Raw genomic sequence first — 18162 nt, forward strand, 5'->3', positions numbered from 1 at the left:
GCTGAGACGCGTAGAGCTTCGTGGAGGTGGTGGCCTGGTGGAAACGCCCCTCTTCCACCGGCCGACCGAGTGCCGCCGGTCTCCTCCGTGGGATGCGGGTCCCCGACAGCTAGGGTCCGATGCACGGCACGTCTGGGTCTCCAGCGCCGCCGCGGGCGACGAGGGGCCCGCGCGGTGCTTTCTGACGAACAGGTCCGGACGGCGATGTTCGCCCACCTCGAACGGCTGTCCGCCGTGCACCCCGAGGGCATCACGTCCGCGCAGATCAACCATTTCGCCGTCGACGGCCAACCGCTGAAGCTCGTCGTCCAACCGGGAATCTGGAAACCGGCCGCGCTGGAAGCCGCGCTGACGATCCGCACGACGTACACCGCGCCCAACCAGCTCCCGCCGTACGAGGACGCGATAGCGCCTGGCGGACTGGTCAAGTACGCGTACCGGGGCATCGACCCCGGGCACTCGGACAACCGTGCTCTCCGCACCGCGATGCAGCAGCAGCGCCCGCTCGCCTACTTCATCGGCGTCGCGAAAAGCATCTACCAGGCGCAGTTCCCGGTCTACGTCGTCGCTGAGCACCCCGAGGAGCACGCCTTCCTCATCGCCGTCGACGAGGCCCAGCGCCTCTTCGAGCCGAACGCGGTCGACTCCCTGCCCCTGGACCGGCGGTCGTACCTGGAGCGGCTGGTGCGCGCTCGGTTGCACCAGCCGGTGTTCCGGGCGAGGGTCCTGCAGGCGTACGAGAAGCAGTGCGCGATCTGCCGCCTGCAGCACACCGACCTGCTGGACGCCGCGCACATCATCCGGGACCCGGATGAGGGTGGCCTACCGGTCGTCCCCAACGGGCTCAGCCTCTGCAAGATCCACCACGCCGCCTACGACCGGGACATCCTCGGTATCCGGCCGGACTACGTGGTGCAGGTGCGCAAGGACGTGCTCGTCGAGATTGACGGCCCGATGCTGAAGTACGGGATCCAGGCCATGCACGGTGCGCGGTTGACGTTGCCGCACCACCGTTCGGCCCGCCCGGACCCCGAGCGCCTGGAGCAGCGGTTCGCGGAGTTCCAAGCGGCGAGCTGACGAGCCGGGATCGGTCTGGTCGTCGCGGCCGAGCGTCATCCCCTGCTGGTACGTGTGGGCTCATGACTGCTCGTTCCGCACTGGACCCGGGTCCTCATCCTGGAGCGGTCACTACGGGAATCTCCCGCCGGATGAGCCGGCTCCGACGCCGTGACAACGGCCCTGAGATGGCCGTCCGGCGCCTGCTCTGGGCACGAGGACTCCGCTACCGCGTGTGCTTCCGGATCCCGGGGCAGCGGCGCAGGACGATTGACATCGCCTTCGTCGGCGCACGACTGGCGGTCTACATCGACGGCTGCTTCTGGCACGGCTGCCCCGAGCACCAGCACATGCCCAAGGCCAACGCCGGGTGGTGGGTGCAGAAGATGGCGATGAACCAGGCCCGTGATGCAGCAGCGACCGCGCAGCTGCAGGACCTCGGGTGGACGGTCATGCGCTTCTGGGAGCACGAAGCGCCGGAGGACGTCGTCTCGGCCATCGCGGCGCACCTGGAGAGCCGGCCCGCTCCAGGACGGCGGAGCACCTCGCGCATCGGCTGACGACCCCGCGGTGGCACCTCCCAGGTCCAGGGGCTGACTCGTCGCAGCATGGATGGGTGACGATGCTGTTCGAGGTCGAAGGCGGCGCTGCGCGTCCCGCTTCAACGCACTCCCTGTCCGCGCTCGGTCTGCAGGAGCGGGCGCACCTGCAGGAGTGGGTGCTCGACCAACCGCAGGTCCTCGGCGACGACGTCCTCGTCATCACATCGGAGTACGACCGCTGGGCGGGCCAGGACGGCACACGGGCCCGTGACCGGCTCGACGTCCTCGGTCTCGACTCCTCCGGACGGCTGGTGGTCGCCGAGCTCAAGCGGGACGACTCCGGCGGCGACGTCCACCTGCAGGCCATCACCTACGCAGCCCTGGTCTCCCGGTTCACCCTCAAGACGCTGGCCGAGGCGCACGCGCAGTACCGCTCCCGACGGGGCGAGCCGCTCACCGTCGCCGAGGCCAGTGACCGCATCGTCGAGCACATCGGCGGCGAACCGGATCCCGACGTGCTCCGGCGACCGCGCCTGGTCCTCATCGCCGGCTCGTTCCCGCGGCAAGTGACGCACACAGCGGTCTGGCTTTCGGAGATGGGGGTCGACATCTCGCTGGTGTCGGTGACGACGTGGCGCATCGACGACCGTGTCGTCGCCGGATTCACGAGGGTGTACCCCACCGCCGAGGTAGAGGAGTTCACGCTCGCGCCCACCCGGGCCGAGGCCCGGGTGGCCACGGAGAAGGCAGCCGAGAGGAGTGGGGCAGCGAGCGCCGCACGGCGCCTGGTGGAGGCGGGTTTGCTCGAGGACGGCGAGCCGTTGAGCCTCAGCCCCGCGTCGGGCACGAACGTCGACCGGCGAAGCGCGATCGACGCGTGGGTCGCCGCGGAGCCGGCCCGAGGCCGGGCCAAGTGGCGAAACGATCCAGACTTCCCTCTCGTGTGGGAAGCCGACGGACAGCCTTGGCGGCCGACAACGCTTGCCAGGCACATCCTCGAGCAGGCTGCCGGTGTCACGGCGCCAACACGTGGTACTGACTGGTGGGTCAAACACCCGCGGGGTCGACCTCGCAGAAATGGCCGACGGCACGATCGGCCGTCGCGACTGGTCCGACCTCCACCGGGCGCTCGAGGCCATCCCGGCCGGCCGGTGGACGACGTATGGCGACCTCGCGCAGCTGGTCGGGACCGTCGCCCAACCCCTGGGCAACCACGTGATGCGGTGCCCCGACTGCACCAGCGCTCACCGGGTGCTGGCCAGCACCGGCCGACCCTCCCCCGGTTTCAGCTGGTCGGATTCGAACCGCACAGAGTCGGTCGAGGAGGTGCTGGCAGCCGAAGGTGTTCGGTTCACCAACGGTGCCGCTGACCCGGGCAGCGCCTGAGCACCGACGATCTACGCCGCCTGGCCACACTCGACCGTTGAGGCGGCGCACGCTCGCGGTCGTCAGGCCGACGGCGGCCGCAGGTCGATGACGTCGGCCGCGTCGATCTCCTCGTCGGTCCTCCGGTCGAGCAGCTTCAGCAGGTCTTCCTGCCGCGGCTGGCCGAACGCCAACCGGTACATGGCCAGATCCCGCTTGAGCCGTTCGTAGCGGGGGCCGTCGAGGCTCAACGCATACGGGTAGACGTGCCGCTCGATCGTCGCCTCGCCGTCGTAGACCCAGTACGGCACGAAGTCGCCCTGGTCCTCGGTGGCCGCGTCCGCAGCATCGTAGGCCGCCTTCCACGGGTCGAGCGCGCCAGACCGCAACGCGTCGGCGCGGTGGGCAGCAGCCACGTTGCGGCGGACGGCGTGACCGCCGAAGCGGTGCACCCGCCCTTCACGCTGCTCGAAGTCGACCGGGTTGGCCGGCGTGTTCCAGTGCACGAGCGCCGAGCACCACCAGTGGAAGTCGATGCCCTCCTGCCCGGCCGAGGTGGTGGTGAGGACGAACGGCCAGAACGGGCTGTTGAACGCGGTGCGCACGTCCTGCTGACGGACCTGGATGCCCTCGACCGCATCCGTGGAGACGCCGCGCGGAGATCCGTAGCGCAGCGCGAACCGGCTGCGGAGCCGAGGGCCGTCTTCGTCCAGGGGGTAGTAGGGCGCATAGGCTGCTGGCCGCAGACCCACGGCGCGCACCACGTCATCCACGAGGCTCATGAGCGCCGCTCCGTTGAGCGGCACGTCGGAGATGGAGCTCCGCAGGTGGTGGAGGTACTCGTCCAGAACCGCCTGCAGGTTGCCGGCGGCGCAGTAGTCGAGGACCACGCGCCAGTAGGTGTCGTCGTCACCGCTGCGGTCGAGCAGCAGCGTGCTCTCGAGCCGGTTGAACAGACCACGCAGATGCGCCGCCAGGTGCGCGGCAGCTTCCCAGTGCTCGGCGGGCGAGACCGAGTCGCCCGGTCGCAGCACCCGCGACAGCGCGCGCCACGCGATGTTGCCCGGGGAGTGGACGGCGATCCGGACGATGTCCTGCAGGGCGTCGTCACCGCGGCCCACCCGCGGACCGGTCGCCCGCGCAGCGGTGGCCAGCGCGAGCTCGACGTGCGCCGCGAGGCCGGTGTGCCCGTCGGCCGCCGACCGCTCACCGTCGTCCTGACCATCGGGTGATCCGGCGGCGAGTGCCGTCAGCAGCTCGTCGTCGGCGATCGAAGGCACAGCGCCGGGCCAGCTGAAGACGCTGGTCCACGCGGCGGTCTCCCGCTCTACTGCTTCCACGCCCCCATCGCGGGCCTGCGCCAGGAGACGGCGGCGAGCAGCGTCTTCGACGTCCGCGCGCCGCAGGACGTCGTCGGGTCGAGATCGGGCGATCGCGAGCGGATCGCCCAGCTGCGCGAGGGCAGGGTGTGGCCAGAACAGGGCGAGCGCGCTCATCGCGGCAGGGCGAGCCCTGTCCAGTCTGTAGTCCAGTCGGCTGGCGACCGCCGCGCGAGCACGGGCCGAGTTCTCCTGCAGCCGCCCAGCCACCAGCTGGCGCTCGGCCTCGTAGCTGAGGAGGCCGGCGATGGCCGTCGGTGTCGCCGACCACGAGGAGAAGACCAACCGCTTGGTGATCCCGGCGTGCGCGGCGAACGGCTCGTCCAGTTGGAAATACGGCATCGACGGTGGTAGCCAGAGCAGCCGCCACCACCCTTTCCCCACGGTCTCGTCCGCCAGCTGGCGCAGCCGCGGGTTCCCCATGTCGATCTCACCGAACCGGCTCAACGCCGCCGGGTCGATGTGCTGGGTGCGCGCGACCAGACCGCGCAGCTGGTCCGACGCCCCGTCGCCGAGCGCCTTCTTCAACTTCTCGCCGAGCTGGTAGCCCTCGGTGAAGTTGACGAAGTACGGAGCCGACTTCCAGTACTCCAGCGTGGCGTTCGCGTCCACGGCCGAGGCGAGTTCACGGAGCCGCACGTAGCCGCGGACGTCGTCCTTCGTCAGGGCCGTGACGTCCAGGCGCCATTCCCGCACCATCTCGCCGGTGCCGAGCCGAGGCCGCTCCGACCGGGTCATGACGGTGACCAGCAGTTCCCGGACGCGCGCCGCCGCCGCGGATGCCGACCGACCACGGGTCAGCGCGTTGCGGTAGGCGGAGAGCGCCTCCTCCACCGCGCCGAGCCAGATCGGATCACGGTTCAGGAAGCGGAGCGTCTCCAGGAAGTCCTTGTGGTGGCTCTCCCCCGACGTAAGGGTCTCCTGGTCCAGCGTGAACGGCTTGTAGGGCGTGGCCGACAGGAGCAGGACCTTCGACTGGCCGTAGTCGAAGAGCTCGCGGGCGAGCTCGGCGCTCTCCCCGCCCTGCTCGACCGACAGCAGGTTCCGAAAGCGCTGGAACTCGTCCAGGATCACGAGATCCGGTTGCAGCGACTCGATGGAGGCCCGCGCGAGCCGGCTGCGCAGCTGGCCGATCAGGGCGGTCGCACGGTGCTTGAGCTCTGACGTGAGGCCGTGCCGCCGGCCCACGTCGTCGAAGAGCTGCTGCACCTGCACGATGAGGTCGTCTTGCTTGAGCGCGGTCCCGAAGGCCTGCGCGATGACGGGGTCCGGGCCGCCCTTGAGCGACGAGCGCAGAGCCGAGACCACGTCCTCGAACCGCGAGAACGACCTCGTCGTCGCGCGGAGCGCCTGGAGAGCGCTGCGCCGCACCCAGCCGCTCAAGCCGAGCTCGGCTTCCAGCAGGAGGTAGATGAGGGCGCGTTCTTCCGCCTGCCCCGTCCGCCAGCCGCTCTCGAAGCTCGTCCCGGGGGTGAAGGCGACGAGGTTGACGGGCTTGTCCAGCGCGTCCGCTGCCGTCTCTTTGAGAGTGGTGGAGTGCCGGGCGAGCATGGTCAGCCGGGTGGACATCTGCGTCGCCCGGCTCCCGGTGACCTCGAGCCGCGCCAGGTTCTGCCGCGCGATGTCGGCGTTGGAGCAGATGTAGACGATGTCGATGCGGTCGACGGAGGCGTCGTCCTGGAGATGTTCCAGTGTTTTCGCGATGACCCCGCGCGCAATCACGCTCTTGCCCAGTCCGGTCTCGTCGGCGATGAGGAAGCGCCGCGTTGGTTGTTCGTCGGTGAAGAAGCGTCGCGCGACGTGCTCCACGGAGTCGCGCTGGAAATCCTTCAGCCCGGCGAGCACAGGGGCGGCGTCGAAGCGCGTCACGCGACGTCCTCCTCCTGACGGACGGCGTCGACCACATCCCAGATCTCGGTGAAGCCCACGGGGAGCACCGCGGATCCGCTCGTCCCCGTGCGCAGCTTGTCGACCAGCCGGGCCAGGTCGTCCAGCCGATCGGGGTGCTCGACGAGAGCGCGCATCAGCAGCTCGAACAGCCCCGGGGCGGCGAAGGACGAGGACGACGTCTCCTGCCCCGCACCGTCCTGGCCACTGCCGAGCGCCCAGACGGGCTGGCCCATCCCGAGGAGCAACGCGAGGAAGCGGAGGAACTTCTCGGGGGTATCGACCTGCCGGGCGACGATCTCATCGAGGCGGTCGGTGGGCGCGCCCACCAGCTCGGCCAGGACGACGGCGCTCGCCTTGATGTCACCGATCGCCGCCGTGATCACTACGAAGGCGCAGAGGTCATCGACCTCGAGCGGACTGAACGTTGCACGAATCGGCTGCCCGATCGGTGCCTCGGCAGCCAGTTCGGGCACCGTTACCAGCCCCACCGCCAGCCGCGTGCCGACGGGCGCGGAGGAGATGACCGGTCCTTCCAGCTCCACCAGATACCGCTCGCCGTCCGGGCGGACCGTTGCGGTGAACGGCTGCGACGCCAGATCGATCAGCAGGTGGTCGAGTCGCTGCTCGGTGTCGTCGTCCGGAACCGCTGGCTGCCGGGTGTAGTCGGCGAGGATGCTGCGCAGCGGACCGTCGTCAGCCGTCACCGCGGCGACTCCGAGCTTGCGGGCCGACCCGACAAGCGAGACAAGGACCTCCACGTTGCCGCCGAAGGCCGCGTCGGTCGCGTTGGGCGACCCGACGCGGATCCAGGCCCTGCGGTTGTAGGTGAGGACGTAGCACTTCGCGTGCAGGCCGGTGAGACCGGTGGCGGTGGGGGCGGCGCCGTCGCCGGCGTCTTCGACCTCGCTCGTGAGCGGGTCGAGCACGAAGGGTTTGCACGACTGCACGACCGCCTCTGGCAAGGCGTCGAGGCTCTCCTGCCGGCTGACCACGGTGGCGGGCCGGCCGGCGGTGACCGTGGTCAGGCCCTGGGGATTGCAGAACGGTGAGATCACGACGTGGTTGTCGCCCACGAAGAAGTCGTCCGGCAGTCGCTTCCCCAGGCCGAGGACGTCGAAGGACAGTTCGTCGACGTTCTCGGGGAGCGCCCACTCCGTGCGGTGCAGGTCGTCAGCGAGTTGCGCCACTCGAGCGGCGCGCTCGGCCGGTAGGTCGGTCAGGCTCAGTTCCGGGAGCGCCCGCAACAGGTCGACCAGCGGCTTGTTCTGCCTGCTCGGCCGGCTGGCGAGCCAGCCGTCGAGCTGGAGGCAGAGGTCCCAGCTCCGGTCCGCCGTGAGGTTGCGACTCGGGACCAGAAGACGCATGCGGACGTCGTCGGCCTCCTCGCTCCGGTACCGCAACACCCAGAGCTTCGGGTGGAACAGGCGGCCGGCCCGAGGACGGCGAACCGCGTGCAGCACCGGCTCCAGGAACGAGAAGATCGGTGACCGCGACGGTGGCATGGACACCATGCCGGCCTGGTGGAAGACGTCGAGCCGATCGGCCGTCGAGCGGACCGCCTCCATGAGCGCGATCGGGTCGCCCGACTCGGCCAGGCGGCGGGGCAGGAACGACAACGGGACCGAGAGCGCCGTGTCGAGGTGCAGGGTGAACGTCGTGGCGACCGCCTGGTCGAGTTCGTAGCCGTCTGGCGCTCGAAGGGCGTCCAGCAGCAGCGCGCGGCCGTCAGGCTCCAGCACCGGTCACCTCCAGGCCGGCGTGGATGTCGTGGACGAGCGTGGCGACGTTCTCCCAGCGGTAGGCGAGCCGCCGGCTTCCTGACGCGCCGGCCCAGTTCCGGAGCAGCTTTTCGTTGCGCAGCCGCGACTGCGGCCCCTTCACCGCCCTCTCTCGTTCACTGACGAGCCGCCGGTGTGACGAGTTGTCCGCGATGCCGTCGACCGCCCCCTCGACGAAGAGGTCGAGCCAGTCGGCGATGAAGCGTCGCGCCCGGACGTTCGCGCTGATCCGCGCGTTCTGCTCCAGGACGCGCTCCCACATCGCACCGGTATCCCAGGTGGCGCGGCGCGGGTGCGTCCGCACCTCCTCGACCCAGTCGTCCAACGCCTCGCGGTACAGCGTTACGGGGTCGGCCACCCGGGTGAGCTGCTCGCGCTCGTACCACTCCGCGATGAGCAGGTTGTAGAGCAGCGCCGAGCCGTGCATGGCCAGGGAGAACAGCTCGGCGTCGTGCACCAGCGAGCGCAGATCTGCGTCGGCGGTCGACAGCGCCGGGTGCGCCCACGGCCAGTCGACGCCGTCGATCGGGAGGTCGGAGAGCAGCAAGTGTGCGAGGTAGCTGTCCGGACAGCGCGAGGTGATTCGCTCGGAAAGCCACATGGCCTCGTCGCGGGTCAGCTTCACGCCGCCCTCGATGGTGCTGGGGAATCCAGCTGGGGCTGGCGGCAGGGAGGACACCCACGCGCCCAGTGCCTGCCGGGTGACGTGCTCGCCGAGCTCCTCGTCCGCGACGAATTCGACGAATTCCTGGGCGATGCCGTAGCGCTCCAGCGCGTGCGCGTAGATCACCGAGGGCAGGTTCTTGACCGCGGCACCCGCTCGAGCGCCGATGATGCCCAGCTCGTCTGGGGCGGACGTCTTCAGCGCCACCAGCGCCTGCCGTTCGACGGCGTCCATGGTCAGCGGGTACTTCCAGTGCGCGGTGCTGTCGGCGTGCTGCGCGCACCACGGCACGATGAGGAAGTAGCGAGCCCGGGTGAGCAGCACGGATGTGCCCGGGAAGAGCAGGTCGGAGAAGGCGTCGCGCACCTGACCGATCCCGAGCTCGTCCCGGCTCTCCGTCTCCTCGAACAGGCGCAGGATCTCGCGAGTACGCCGCTGCTCGTCGGCGGAGAAGTCCAGCCAGGTGAGGGCCGACATCAGGCGGCGGGCTCCTCGCCCGCCGCCGCCACCAGCTCACCCGGCTGGATGCCGTGCACCGCCATGTACGTGAGGAGCTTCCGCACGACGGTGAGCTTCCGGCGCAGATCAACCAGGCGCGGGGACTTGGGATCGCTCAACGGCGAGAGGCGGTTCAGCTCCGCGGCGACCTCCGCCTCGATGGTGACGACGTGGGTCCACACGAGCGGGTCCACCGACAGGTCCAGCATCTGCCGGGACCGGGCCGCGGAGACACGGATGAGGAGATCGGTGACGATCTGGTCGAGTGGCGCGTCGGCCGCGCTCACCGTGGCCGCACCCGTCGTGACCGCTGCCCCCGCCGAAGCGAGCCCCCCGAACAGGGCCATGCCGCCGACCATGCCCCCGGGACCGAAGGCTGCGAGAGCTCCCGTGAATGCCGCTGCTCCGAAGGCCCCAGCGGGCGCGGCCAGGGCGATGCCCAGCGGGCCTGCAGCGATCAGAGCGACTCCCGCCGCACCCACCGCGATGCGCGTCCACGGGATGCCAGAACTGTCCGCGAGCTCCCGTCGGACCTCGGTGATCGCCTTGCCGATGAGCACACCGCTCTCGGGCTGGATGCCGATCTCGATCGCCATGTCCCGCAGCGCCGCAATCGGGGCTTTGCCGGCGTCGATGTCATAGGGCTGGACGAGGTTGGACAGCGCGCAGACGACGAGCGGATCGATCACTTCGTCCAGCTCCCAGGACCGCTGCAGGCGTGGTGGCTTGCCGTCGGCGAGGTCTCGCACGGTCGCGGACAAGGGGCGGCCCTCGTTCACGAGCATGGTGCGCAGCCGGGTGCTCATCTCCTCCTGGACCAGTTGCAGCGCGAGCGTGTACCGCTCGGCGGTGCCCTTGTCCTCGATCGCCCGACGCACGTGGTGCGCGAAGGCCAGCGCGAACACGGCCAGGTGCTCGGGGACAGAGCCCGAGACCTCGATCGCTCGCTCGACGGGGGCGAGGTCCGTGCTAAGAGATCCTTGGAGCGCCTCGCCGATCAACGTGGCCACCGACGCGTGCTCGAGGTAGGCCTTCGCCTCGTGCCGCGAGCCGGTGGCCACGACGAAGTCCTGGGCTGCCGGGAACGTCCCGGCGAGCCCCCGGCCGGCGGTGACGATGTCCCCTCGTCCGTAGAGGTTGGCCCAGTCGCCCACGACCCCGTAGGGAAACCGCTTGAGAAGGCGCTCGCTCTTGGCGTGGATGAAGGAGGACCCGGCTGGGCTGCCGATCGTCATGAACCGCTTGACGTGGAGTCCCTGGGGCAGGTGGTCCAAGAGGTCGATGGCGATGACCGAGCCCAGGCTGTGACCGACCAGCACGATCTCCCCGTCGGCTGGCAGCTGCTCGAGGACGTGCCGGAGGATCGCCCCGCGGAGGCCCTCCTGGTTCATGTAGCGATCCACCTGCTGGAGCTGCCCGACCCAGGCCACCGCGCGGTCCTGGATCGGTGGCAGCACGGCGTCCGGCAGCTTGTCGAGGCCGAACGGCCCGGCGTCCGGGTCGTGGCCGATCAGGCGGCTGACCCGCGCCTGGCGGCGCTCGTACTCGCGACGCCTCCTGTCCTCGTCCGCAGTCACGTACGTGCGGCCGGGCAAGGATGCGCTGATGCCGTCGGTGCTCAGGAAGCTGCTGTAGCGAGGCGCGACCGTGCCCGCCTTCGCGATGCCCTGGTAGCCGATCTTCTCGAGACCCGTGTTGACGTGCGTGAGCCATTCGCCACGGGGATCACCATCACCCACACCGTGGAGGAAGACGAGAAGCGGAGCCATGGGCACCCCCGTGAGCCGATGGGACGAGCAGCCGACGAGCGCGGAGCCTGACACGGCCCACCGACGTCCCTACGCCTGCGACACCCCCGTCACCAAGGCGAGTGACTGCTGAGACGAAAGCGTCCCGAAATCCACCCCAACCAAGATCACGCTGCTACGGTCCCGCGGTCGCGACCACGGGGGTGTGCATGGCGGCGTACGGACGGGCTGCTCTGGAGGAGCTCCGCGAGGCGGTTCGTGAGGCCAAGAGCGGCGACCCGCTGGCGCCGGTCACCGTGCTCATGCCGAACAACATCGCCGGCATCGTGGCCCGCCGGTTCCTCGCACACGGACTCGGCGACGGGCACCGCGGTGTCGCCGCGCTGTTCCCCACGACGATCGTCCGGCTGGCCGAGCAGCTCGCCGCACCCGCGCTACACCCCCGCCGCCCGGCCACCACCCCGGTCGTGGCTGCCGCGTGGCGGGCCGCGCTCAAGGACCCCGGCATCTTCGAGCCGGTCGCCGAGCACGCCGCCACCGTGGAGGCCCTCGTCCGCGCGGGCCGCGAGCTGCGCGACGTCGACGACCAGGCGCTCGACGCGCTCACCGGGGCCACCACCCTCGGCCCCGACCTCGTCCGCCTCTACGGCGACGTGCGGGCCGCGCTCTCCCCCGGCTGGTACGACGAGACCGACCTCCTCCGCACGGCCGCCGAGCTCTGCCGGCGGCATCCCGAGCGCACCACCGAGGTCGGCGCGGTCGTCCTCTACCTGCCCCAGCAGCTCACCCGGGCCGAGGCCGACCTCGTCCACGCCCTCGCCGCCGGCGGGCAGCTTCGGGTCGTCGCCGGCCTCACCGGCCACGCCAAGGCCGACGCCGCCGTGCACCGGTCGCTGGACCGCGTCGGCGTCGAACCACCGACACCAGGGGCCAGCCCGACCGCCACCCAGGTGCTCACCGCCTCCGACGCCGACGACGAGGTCCGCTGCGTCGTCCGGGAAGTGGTCAGGAGCCTCGCCGAGCACAGGCCCACCGGGTCGCCGTCCTCTACGCCGCGCAGAACCCCTACGCCCGGCTGCTGCACGAGCACCTCGCCACCGCCGGCGTCGCGGTCAACGGCCCGGGCACACGCCCGGTGCACGAGCGCGCCGTCGCCCGCGCCGTCCTGGAGCTGCTCGACCTCGACGCGCACGAGATCCCCCGCGGAGACCTCTTCCGGGTGCTCGCCTCGGCGCCGATGCGCGACCGGGACGGCGAGCGCATCCCCGTCTCCCGCTGGGAGCGCATCTCCCGCGCGGCCGGAGTCGTGCAGGGCGACGACTGGGACCGCCGGCTGCAGCGCTACATCGACGACCACCGCGACCAGCTCGCCAGCGCCGCAGAGGACATGCACCCCGGCGTCCGCGACCGGCTGACCGCCGACATCGACAACGCCGAGCGGCTGCGCCGCTTCGCCACCGGCCTGCGCGCCGAGCTGCACCGCGGCCGGCAGCTCACCAGCTGGCGCGAGCTCAGCGCCTGGGCGCTGGACCTGGTGCACGCCCTTCTCGGCGAGGCCGAGGAGCTCACCGCGCTGCCCGCCGAGGAGCAGTACGCCGCGGCCGCGCTCGAGCAGGCGCTCAGCACGCTCGACCCGCTCGACGGCTTCGGCGCGCCGGCGAGCCTCGCCGCCCTGCACGAGACCCTCGCCAGCCAGCTGGAGAGCGCGCTGCCCCGCGTCGGCCGCTTCGGTGACGGCGTCCTCGTCGCACCGGTGTCGGCCGCCATCGGCCTGGACGCCGACGTCGTCTTCGTCCTCGGCCTGGCCGAGGCCGTCTACGCCGGCCGGCTGCGCGAGGACCCGCTCCTCCCCGAGCGGGCCCGGGAGGTCACCGGCGGACAGCTGCTCAGCTACCGCGAGCGCATCGATGCCGCCCACCGGCACCTGCTGGCCGCCTTCGCCGCAGCCCCGCAGGTGATCGCCTCCTTCCCGCGCGGGGACCTTCGCACCAAGAGCCGGCACCTGCCCAGCCGCTGGCTGCTGCCCACCCTGCGTGCCCTCTCCGGGCGCCCTGAGCTCTCGGCCACCGAGTGGGACGCCCCGCCGACCGGCTGGCTCACCACGTCGCCGTCCTTCGCCGGCGAGCTCATCCGGACACCGCACCCGGCCAGCGAGCAGGAGTGGCGCACCCAGGCCGCGCACGCCGGCGTCGAGCTCGCCGACCCCGTCGTCACCGCGGCGCACGAGCTGCGCCGCGGCCGCGACGGCGCGGCGTTCACCCGCTTTGACGGCGACCTCTCCGCCGTCGCCGAGGGCCTGCCGGACTTCGCCACCGGTGAGCGCCCGGTCTCCCCCACCTCGCTGGAGCGCTACGCCGGCTGCCCGCACGCCTACTTCGTCGAGCAGGTGCTGCGGGTCCAGCCGGTCGAGCAGCCCGAGGACCTCATCACGATCAGCCCGGCCGACATCGGCACGCTGATGCACGAGTCCTTCGACGCCCTGGTCAAGGAGCACGAGGGCTGCCTGCCCGGCTTCGGCGAGCCGTGGCGCGCCGAGCAGCGCCGCCGGCTGGCCGAGATCGCGACGCGGAAGGCCGAGCAGTTCGCCGCCGAGGGCCGCACCGGGCACCCGCGGCTGTGGCAGCAGACGCTCGTGCGCATCCAGGCCGACCTGCAGGCGATGCTCACCGCCGACGACGAGTGGCGCCGCGAGCACCGCGCCGCCGTCGTCGCCAGCGAGCTGCCGTTCGGCATGAAGGACGCCGACCCGGTCGCCATCGCCCTGCCCGGTGGCGGCACGCTGCTCATGCGCGGCTCCGCCGACAAGGTCGACCAGGCCGAGGACGGGCGGCTGTTCGTCACCGACATCAAGAGCGGCAGCAACCGCGCGTTCAAGGACCTCACCGCCGACGACCCGGTGCTCGGCGGCACCAAGCTGCAGCTGCCGGTGTACGCGCACGCCGCCCGGCAGGCCCACGGCACCCCGGAGACCGAGGTCGAGGCCGCCTACTGGTTCGTCCGCCGCGACAAGGGGCGCGTCGAGGTCCCGCTGACCGCCGAGATCGAGCAGGTCTACGCGCGCACGCTGCACACCATCGTCACCAGCATCCGCGCGGGCCTGTTCCCCGCCCGGCCGCCGGAGACCGACGACTACGCCTACGTGCAGTGCGCCTACTGCAACCCCGACGGCATCGGCTACGGCCAGGCGCGCGGCCGGTGGGAGCGCAAGCGGCGCGACGCCCGGCTCGCCGACCTCGTCGGGCTCATCGACCCGCTGCCCGACACCGACGGAGCCGACGCGTGAGCACACCCCTGGCCGACGCCGCCGCCCGGGACACCATCCGCGAGGACACCTCGACAACCCTCTTCGTCGAGGCCGGCGCCGGCTCGGGCAAGACCAAGAGCCTGGTCGACCGGATTGCCCGGCTCGTGCTCGATGACGGCGTCCCGATGCGGTCGATCGCCGCGGTCACCTTCACCGAGAAGGCCGGCGCCGAGCTGCGGGACCGGCTGCGCGCCGAACTGGAGGGGCGCGGCGGGGAGCGGGCCGAGCAGGCGCTGGACGACCTCGACGGCGCCGCGATCGGCACCCTGCACTCCTTCGCCCAGCGGATCCTGGTCGATCACCCCATCGAGGCCGGCCTGCCGCCGCTGCTCGAGGTCGCCGACGAGCTCAGCTCCGCCGTCGCCTTCGAGGAGCGCTGGGCCGAGCAGCGCCGCCGGCTCCTGGACGACGACTCGATCGCCGAGCCGCTGCTGCTGGCGATGTCGGCCGGGGTGACGCTGGAGCACCTGCGGTCGCTGGCCAAGCTGTTCAACGCCGACTGGGACCTGGTCGCCGACCGGGTGCTGGACGGCGACGACCCCGCGCCGGCCGAGCTGCGCCACCTGGAGCGGCTCGTCGAGCGCGCGGCCGAGCTCGCGGCGCGGGCCGAGGACTGCACAGACGCCGACGACAAGTTCCTCCCCGACCTGGCGGCGGTCGGCGCGTGGGGTGCCCGGCTGGGCGAGGCAGCGCAGGCCGCGAACGCCGCGCAGCAGCTGGAGGTGCTGCGGGAGGCAGCCGGGCTGAAGCTGCGCCACGGCCGAAGCGCCAGCTGGGGCGGCAAGGACGTGCTCGACGGGCTCAAGGCCGACTGCCGGCAGCTGCTCGACGGCGCCGCCACGCTGGTGGCCGAGGTGCTGGAGTCGACGCTTCCACTGCTCAGCCGCTGGATCGCCGCCCGGGTGCTCGAGGCCGCCGAGGAGCGCCGCGCGGCCGGCCGGCTGGAGTTCCACGACCTGCTGGTGCTCTCCCGCGATCTGCTGCGCTTCGACCCCGACGTCCGGGCGGCCCTGCAGCAGCGGTATGCGAAGCTGCTGCTGGACGAGTTCCAGGACACCGACCCCATCCAGATCGAGCTGGCGGTGCGGATCGCCGGGGGTGCCGAGGCCGTGCAGGAGCGGTGGGAGGACGTCGCCGTCCCGCCCGGCTCGCTGTTCGTCGTCGGTGATCCCAAGCAGTCGATCTACCGGTTCCGGCGCGCCGACATCGGCATGTACCTGCGCTCGCAGCAGGTGATCGGCGGGGAGGTCAGCCTGACGACGAACTTCCGGACGACCGCCCCGATCGTCACCTGGGTCAACGACGTCTTCAGCCGGCTGATCGTCGCGGAGCCGGATGCGCAACCGGGGTACACCCCGCTGGTCCCGCGGCGTGAGCCGGCCGTCGGTTCCCCCGCCGTCGTGGCGTTGGGTGCTGAGGCGCACCCGGACAAGCTCACGGCGGCGGAACTGCGCGAGCTCGAGGCGGCGGACGTCGCCGGCATCGTTCGCCGAGCGATCGCGGAGGGCTGGCGGGTCCTCGACGAGGACGGCGAGACCTGGCGGCCGGCACGGCTGGACGACGTCGCCATCCTGGTGCCGGCGCGCACCTCACTGCCCTTTCTGGAGGAGGCGCTCGACGCGGCGGGGATCCCGTACCGCGCCGAGGCCAGCTCGCTGGTGTACGAGGCGCAGGAGGTGCGCGACCTGCTGGCCGCCGCGCGAGCAATCGCGGACCCGAGCGACGGCCTGGCACTGGTCACGGCTCTCCGGTCACCGCTGTACGGCTGCGGGGACGACGACCTGTGGACCTGGAAGCGCGACGGCGGGGTGCTCAACCTGCTGGCGCCGGTGGACGAGACCCGCGCGGCGCACCCGGTCGCGCGAGCGCTGGACCATCTGCGCCGGCTGCACCACCGGTCGCGCTGGATGGCACCGAGCGAGGTGCTCGCCGCGCTGGTGTCGGAACGCCGGATGCTCGAGGTGGCCGCACCCGGGCCCCGGGCTCGGGACCAGTGGCGGCGGCTGCGCTTCGTCGTCGACCAGGCGCGTGCGTGGTCGGAGTCCGAGCACGGCGGGCTGCGCGCCTACCTGGCGTGGGCGGCGCAGCAGGGCGAGGAGACGTCCCGGGTGGTCGAGGCGTCGCTGCCGGAGACCGACGCCAGCGCGGTGCGGGTGATGACGATCCACGCGGCCAAGGGCCTGGAGTTCCCCATCGTCGTCATGAGCGGCATGACGGCCGGCCCGCGGAACCAGTCCGGGGTGCGGGTGTTGTGGCCCGCGGGCGGCGGCTACGAGGTGTCGCTCCGCAAGGGCGTGACCACCGGCGACTTCGAGGTGGCGGCGCCGATCGATGAGCAGATGGACGACCGCGAGCGCCGCCGGCTTCTGTACGTGGCCGCCACCCGGGCGCGGGACCACCTGGTGGTGTCGCTGCACCGGTCCGCGGCCTCCTCGACGCGGACGGCGGCACGGCTCATGGCCGACGACGGTCTGGCGACGGAGGGCGCCGAAGCGTGGTCCGTCGCGGCCCTTCCGGAGGCCATGCCTGCCCTCGTGGAGCCGACCACGCCGATCGAGCCCCAGGAGTACGACCAGTGGCTCGCCGCTCTCACGTCGGTGCGGCAGTCGAGCGCCCGCGCCTCGGCGATGTCTGCGTCGGGTCTGGAGGGCACGGAACCCGCTGTCGCCTTCGGCGCGGAGGAGGCCGGCCGGGCCAAGGGGCCGCTCAACGTCGAACTGCCTGTCTGGTCCAAGGGCAGGTACGGCACGGCGATCGGCCGCGCGGTGCACGGAGTGCTGCAGTCGGTCGACCTGACCACCGGCGCAGGTCTGGACGACGCCGTGGCCGCGCAGTGCGTCTCCGAAGGCGTGGAGAGCCATGCGGACGTGGTGACCGCGCTGGTGCGATCCGCGCTCTCGTCGGAGTTGGTGCAGCGGGCTGCTGCCCGCGAGCACTGGCGGGAGATGTACGTCGGAACGGTGCAGGCCGACGGGACCGTGCTCGAGGGCTACGTCGACCTCGTCTACCGCGAGGACGACGGAACCCTGGTGATCATCGACTACAAGACCGACGCCATCCCCGCCGAGGCCGTCGCCTCCCGCGCGCAGTACTACGCGCCGCAGATCAAAACGTACGGCCAGATCCTCACGGCAGCCGGAGCGTCCGCCGCAGTCGACCGGCGGCTCGCGTTCCTAACACCGTCAGGTGCCCTCGCCGCGACCGTGCAATAAGCGCGGCCCCCGACTTATGCGCATCGCCAAGAGGAGAACTCCGATCGACCCGAGCATTGCGGCACTCCGCGCCTGCGCGGAGAAGCACCTCGACCACTACACCGACCGCAACGGCCCCCGGGCGTTTTGGACCTATGACCGGCTCGGGGATCCGGATGCTCTTACACCGCTGGACTGCCTCGCGCCAGCGCTGCTCAGCGTACGGATCGACTACCACCAGGTCGTGCCGTTGTTCCAGGAGGACTGTGCTGGCGCCGATGTGCTTAAGCGTCTCCAGGCCGTCCTGGATGTGAGCGCCCGAGAACCCGTCGACTTCCTCGACCTCGACCTCGACGATGCCGACGGCCCCTGGCAACACGTCGATGCAGCGCTAATCGCCTGCGGAGAGGCCCGCGGACGTGGGGTTCCCCGGCTGAAAGCCGTTGCCGCCACCAAGATTCTCCACCGAAAACGGCCGGCCTTCGTCCCGATCTTCGATCGGGAAATCTACCGCTTCTACTTCGGGCGCCGACCGCCGATCGGCGCCTACAAGGAGGCACCCCGACGGCTGTGGCCCGTTCTACAGGCCGACCTGCGCGCCAGCCGGTCCTGGCTGGAGAAGCTCGCGGCCACCAAACGCACCCCGGATGACCGGCCACTGAGCCCGCTCCGTGCCGCAGACATCGTGATCTGGGAACACGCCGTCACGCATTGCAAGGCTTCGGGCGACTGACGCCCCCATCCCCA

12 protein-coding genes are annotated in these 18162 nt (G+C 71.4%); 7 read left to right on the plus strand and 5 right to left on the minus strand.

Features of this window, described 5'->3' with window-relative positions:
• Positions 1-174 precede the first annotated feature (174 nt).
• Together ACI8AC_RS06300 and ACI8AC_RS06305 are read left to right on the plus strand one after the other, a co-directional pair.
• On the plus strand, positions 175-1077 hold the full coding sequence (locus ACI8AC_RS06300; protein WP_456896267.1) for an HNH endonuclease: 903 nt from the start codon (positions 175-177) through the stop codon (positions 1075-1077).
• 131 nt (positions 1078-1208) lie between these two features.
• Positions 1209-1616 (plus strand): very short patch repair endonuclease, encoded by a 408-nt coding sequence (locus tag ACI8AC_RS06305; RefSeq protein WP_456896269.1) that lies wholly within the window; start codon positions 1209-1211, stop codon positions 1614-1616.
• 101 nt (positions 1617-1717) lie between these two features.
• Here the strand turns inward: ACI8AC_RS06305 and ACI8AC_RS06310 are convergent, their stop codons facing one another.
• Complete coding sequence (locus tag ACI8AC_RS06310; RefSeq protein ID WP_456896272.1) at positions 1718-2089, minus strand: hypothetical protein; 372 nt, start codon at positions 2087-2089, stop codon at positions 1718-1720.
• Between the two features lie 586 nt (positions 2090-2675).
• Between ACI8AC_RS06310 and ACI8AC_RS06315 the strand changes: the two genes are divergently transcribed.
• Entirely contained in the window at positions 2676-2984 is a 309-nt protein-coding gene (locus ACI8AC_RS06315) for an MGMT family protein (protein ID WP_456896274.1), read from the plus strand.
• Between the two features lie 62 nt (positions 2985-3046).
• Here the strand turns inward: ACI8AC_RS06315 and ACI8AC_RS06320 are convergent, their stop codons facing one another.
• The 4 genes from ACI8AC_RS06320 to ACI8AC_RS06335 are packed head-to-tail and all read right to left on the minus strand — an operon-like array spanning position 3047 to position 10941.
• Entirely contained in the window at positions 3047-6211 is a 3165-nt protein-coding gene (locus tag ACI8AC_RS06320; RefSeq protein WP_456896276.1) for a helicase-related protein, read from the minus strand.
• Positions 6208-7971, minus strand: coding sequence for a phospholipase D family protein (locus tag ACI8AC_RS06325; RefSeq protein WP_456896278.1), 1764 nt, complete (start codon positions 7969-7971; stop codon positions 6208-6210). Before ACI8AC_RS06325 ends, ACI8AC_RS06320 begins: the two co-directional genes overlap by 4 nt.
• Positions 7958-9151 (minus strand): DUF6361 family protein, encoded by a 1194-nt coding sequence (locus ACI8AC_RS06330; protein WP_456896280.1) that lies wholly within the window; start codon positions 9149-9151, stop codon positions 7958-7960. The genes ACI8AC_RS06325 and ACI8AC_RS06330 overlap by 14 nt, the downstream gene beginning before the upstream one ends.
• Positions 9151-10941, minus strand: a complete 1791-nt coding sequence (locus tag ACI8AC_RS06335) for a hypothetical protein (RefSeq protein ID WP_456896282.1) — start codon at positions 10939-10941, stop codon at positions 9151-9153. The genes ACI8AC_RS06330 and ACI8AC_RS06335 overlap by 1 nt, the downstream gene beginning before the upstream one ends.
• Positions 10942-11129: 188 nt before the next feature.
• Here ACI8AC_RS06335 and ACI8AC_RS06340 point away from each other — a divergent pair, with 188 nt between their 5' ends.
• From ACI8AC_RS06340 to ACI8AC_RS06355, 4 genes are read left to right on the plus strand one after another with little or no spacing between them, the layout of a single operon-like run.
• Positions 11130-12335, plus strand: a complete 1206-nt coding sequence (locus tag ACI8AC_RS06340; protein ID WP_456896284.1) for a hypothetical protein — start codon at positions 11130-11132, stop codon at positions 12333-12335.
• Positions 12308-14203: a PD-(D/E)XK nuclease family protein gene (locus tag ACI8AC_RS06345; protein WP_456896439.1), complete on the plus strand. Its 1896-nt coding sequence runs from the start codon at positions 12308-12310 to the stop codon at positions 14201-14203. The genes ACI8AC_RS06340 and ACI8AC_RS06345 overlap by 28 nt, the downstream gene beginning before the upstream one ends.
• Entirely contained in the window at positions 14200-17436 is a 3237-nt protein-coding gene (locus ACI8AC_RS06350; protein WP_456896286.1) for a UvrD-helicase domain-containing protein, read from the plus strand. The genes ACI8AC_RS06345 and ACI8AC_RS06350 overlap by 4 nt, the downstream gene beginning before the upstream one ends.
• 16 nt (positions 17437-17452) lie before the next feature.
• Positions 17453-18148, plus strand: a complete 696-nt coding sequence (locus ACI8AC_RS06355) for a DUF6308 family protein (protein WP_456896288.1) — start codon at positions 17453-17455, stop codon at positions 18146-18148.
• Positions 18149-18162 lie beyond the last annotated feature (14 nt).

Source organism: Geodermatophilus sp. SYSU D00758, assembly GCF_054049955.1.

What these genes read in the sequence shown, in the direction of transcription:
- ACI8AC_RS06305 (WP_456896269.1), top strand. Translation starts at nt 1,209, where the DNA reads ATGAGCCGGCTCCGACGCCGTGACAACGGCCCTGAGATGGCCGTCCGG.
- ACI8AC_RS06315 (WP_456896274.1), top strand. Translation starts at nt 2,676, where the DNA reads ATGGCCGACGGCACGATCGGCCGTCGCGACTGGTCCGACCTCCACCGG.
- ACI8AC_RS06330 (WP_456896280.1), bottom strand. Translation starts at nt 9,151, where the DNA reads ATGTCGGCCCTCACCTGGCTGGACTTCTCCGCCGACGAGCAGCGGCGT.
- ACI8AC_RS06335 (WP_456896282.1), bottom strand. Translation starts at nt 10,941, where the DNA reads ATGGCTCCGCTTCTCGTCTTCCTCCACGGTGTGGGTGATGGTGATCCC.
- ACI8AC_RS06340 (WP_456896284.1), top strand. Translation starts at nt 11,130, where the DNA reads ATGGCGGCGTACGGACGGGCTGCTCTGGAGGAGCTCCGCGAGGCGGTT.
- ACI8AC_RS06345 (WP_456896439.1), top strand. Translation starts at nt 12,308, where the DNA reads ATGCACCCCGGCGTCCGCGACCGGCTGACCGCCGACATCGACAACGCC.
- ACI8AC_RS06355 (WP_456896288.1), top strand. Translation starts at nt 17,453, where the DNA reads ATGCGCATCGCCAAGAGGAGAACTCCGATCGACCCGAGCATTGCGGCA.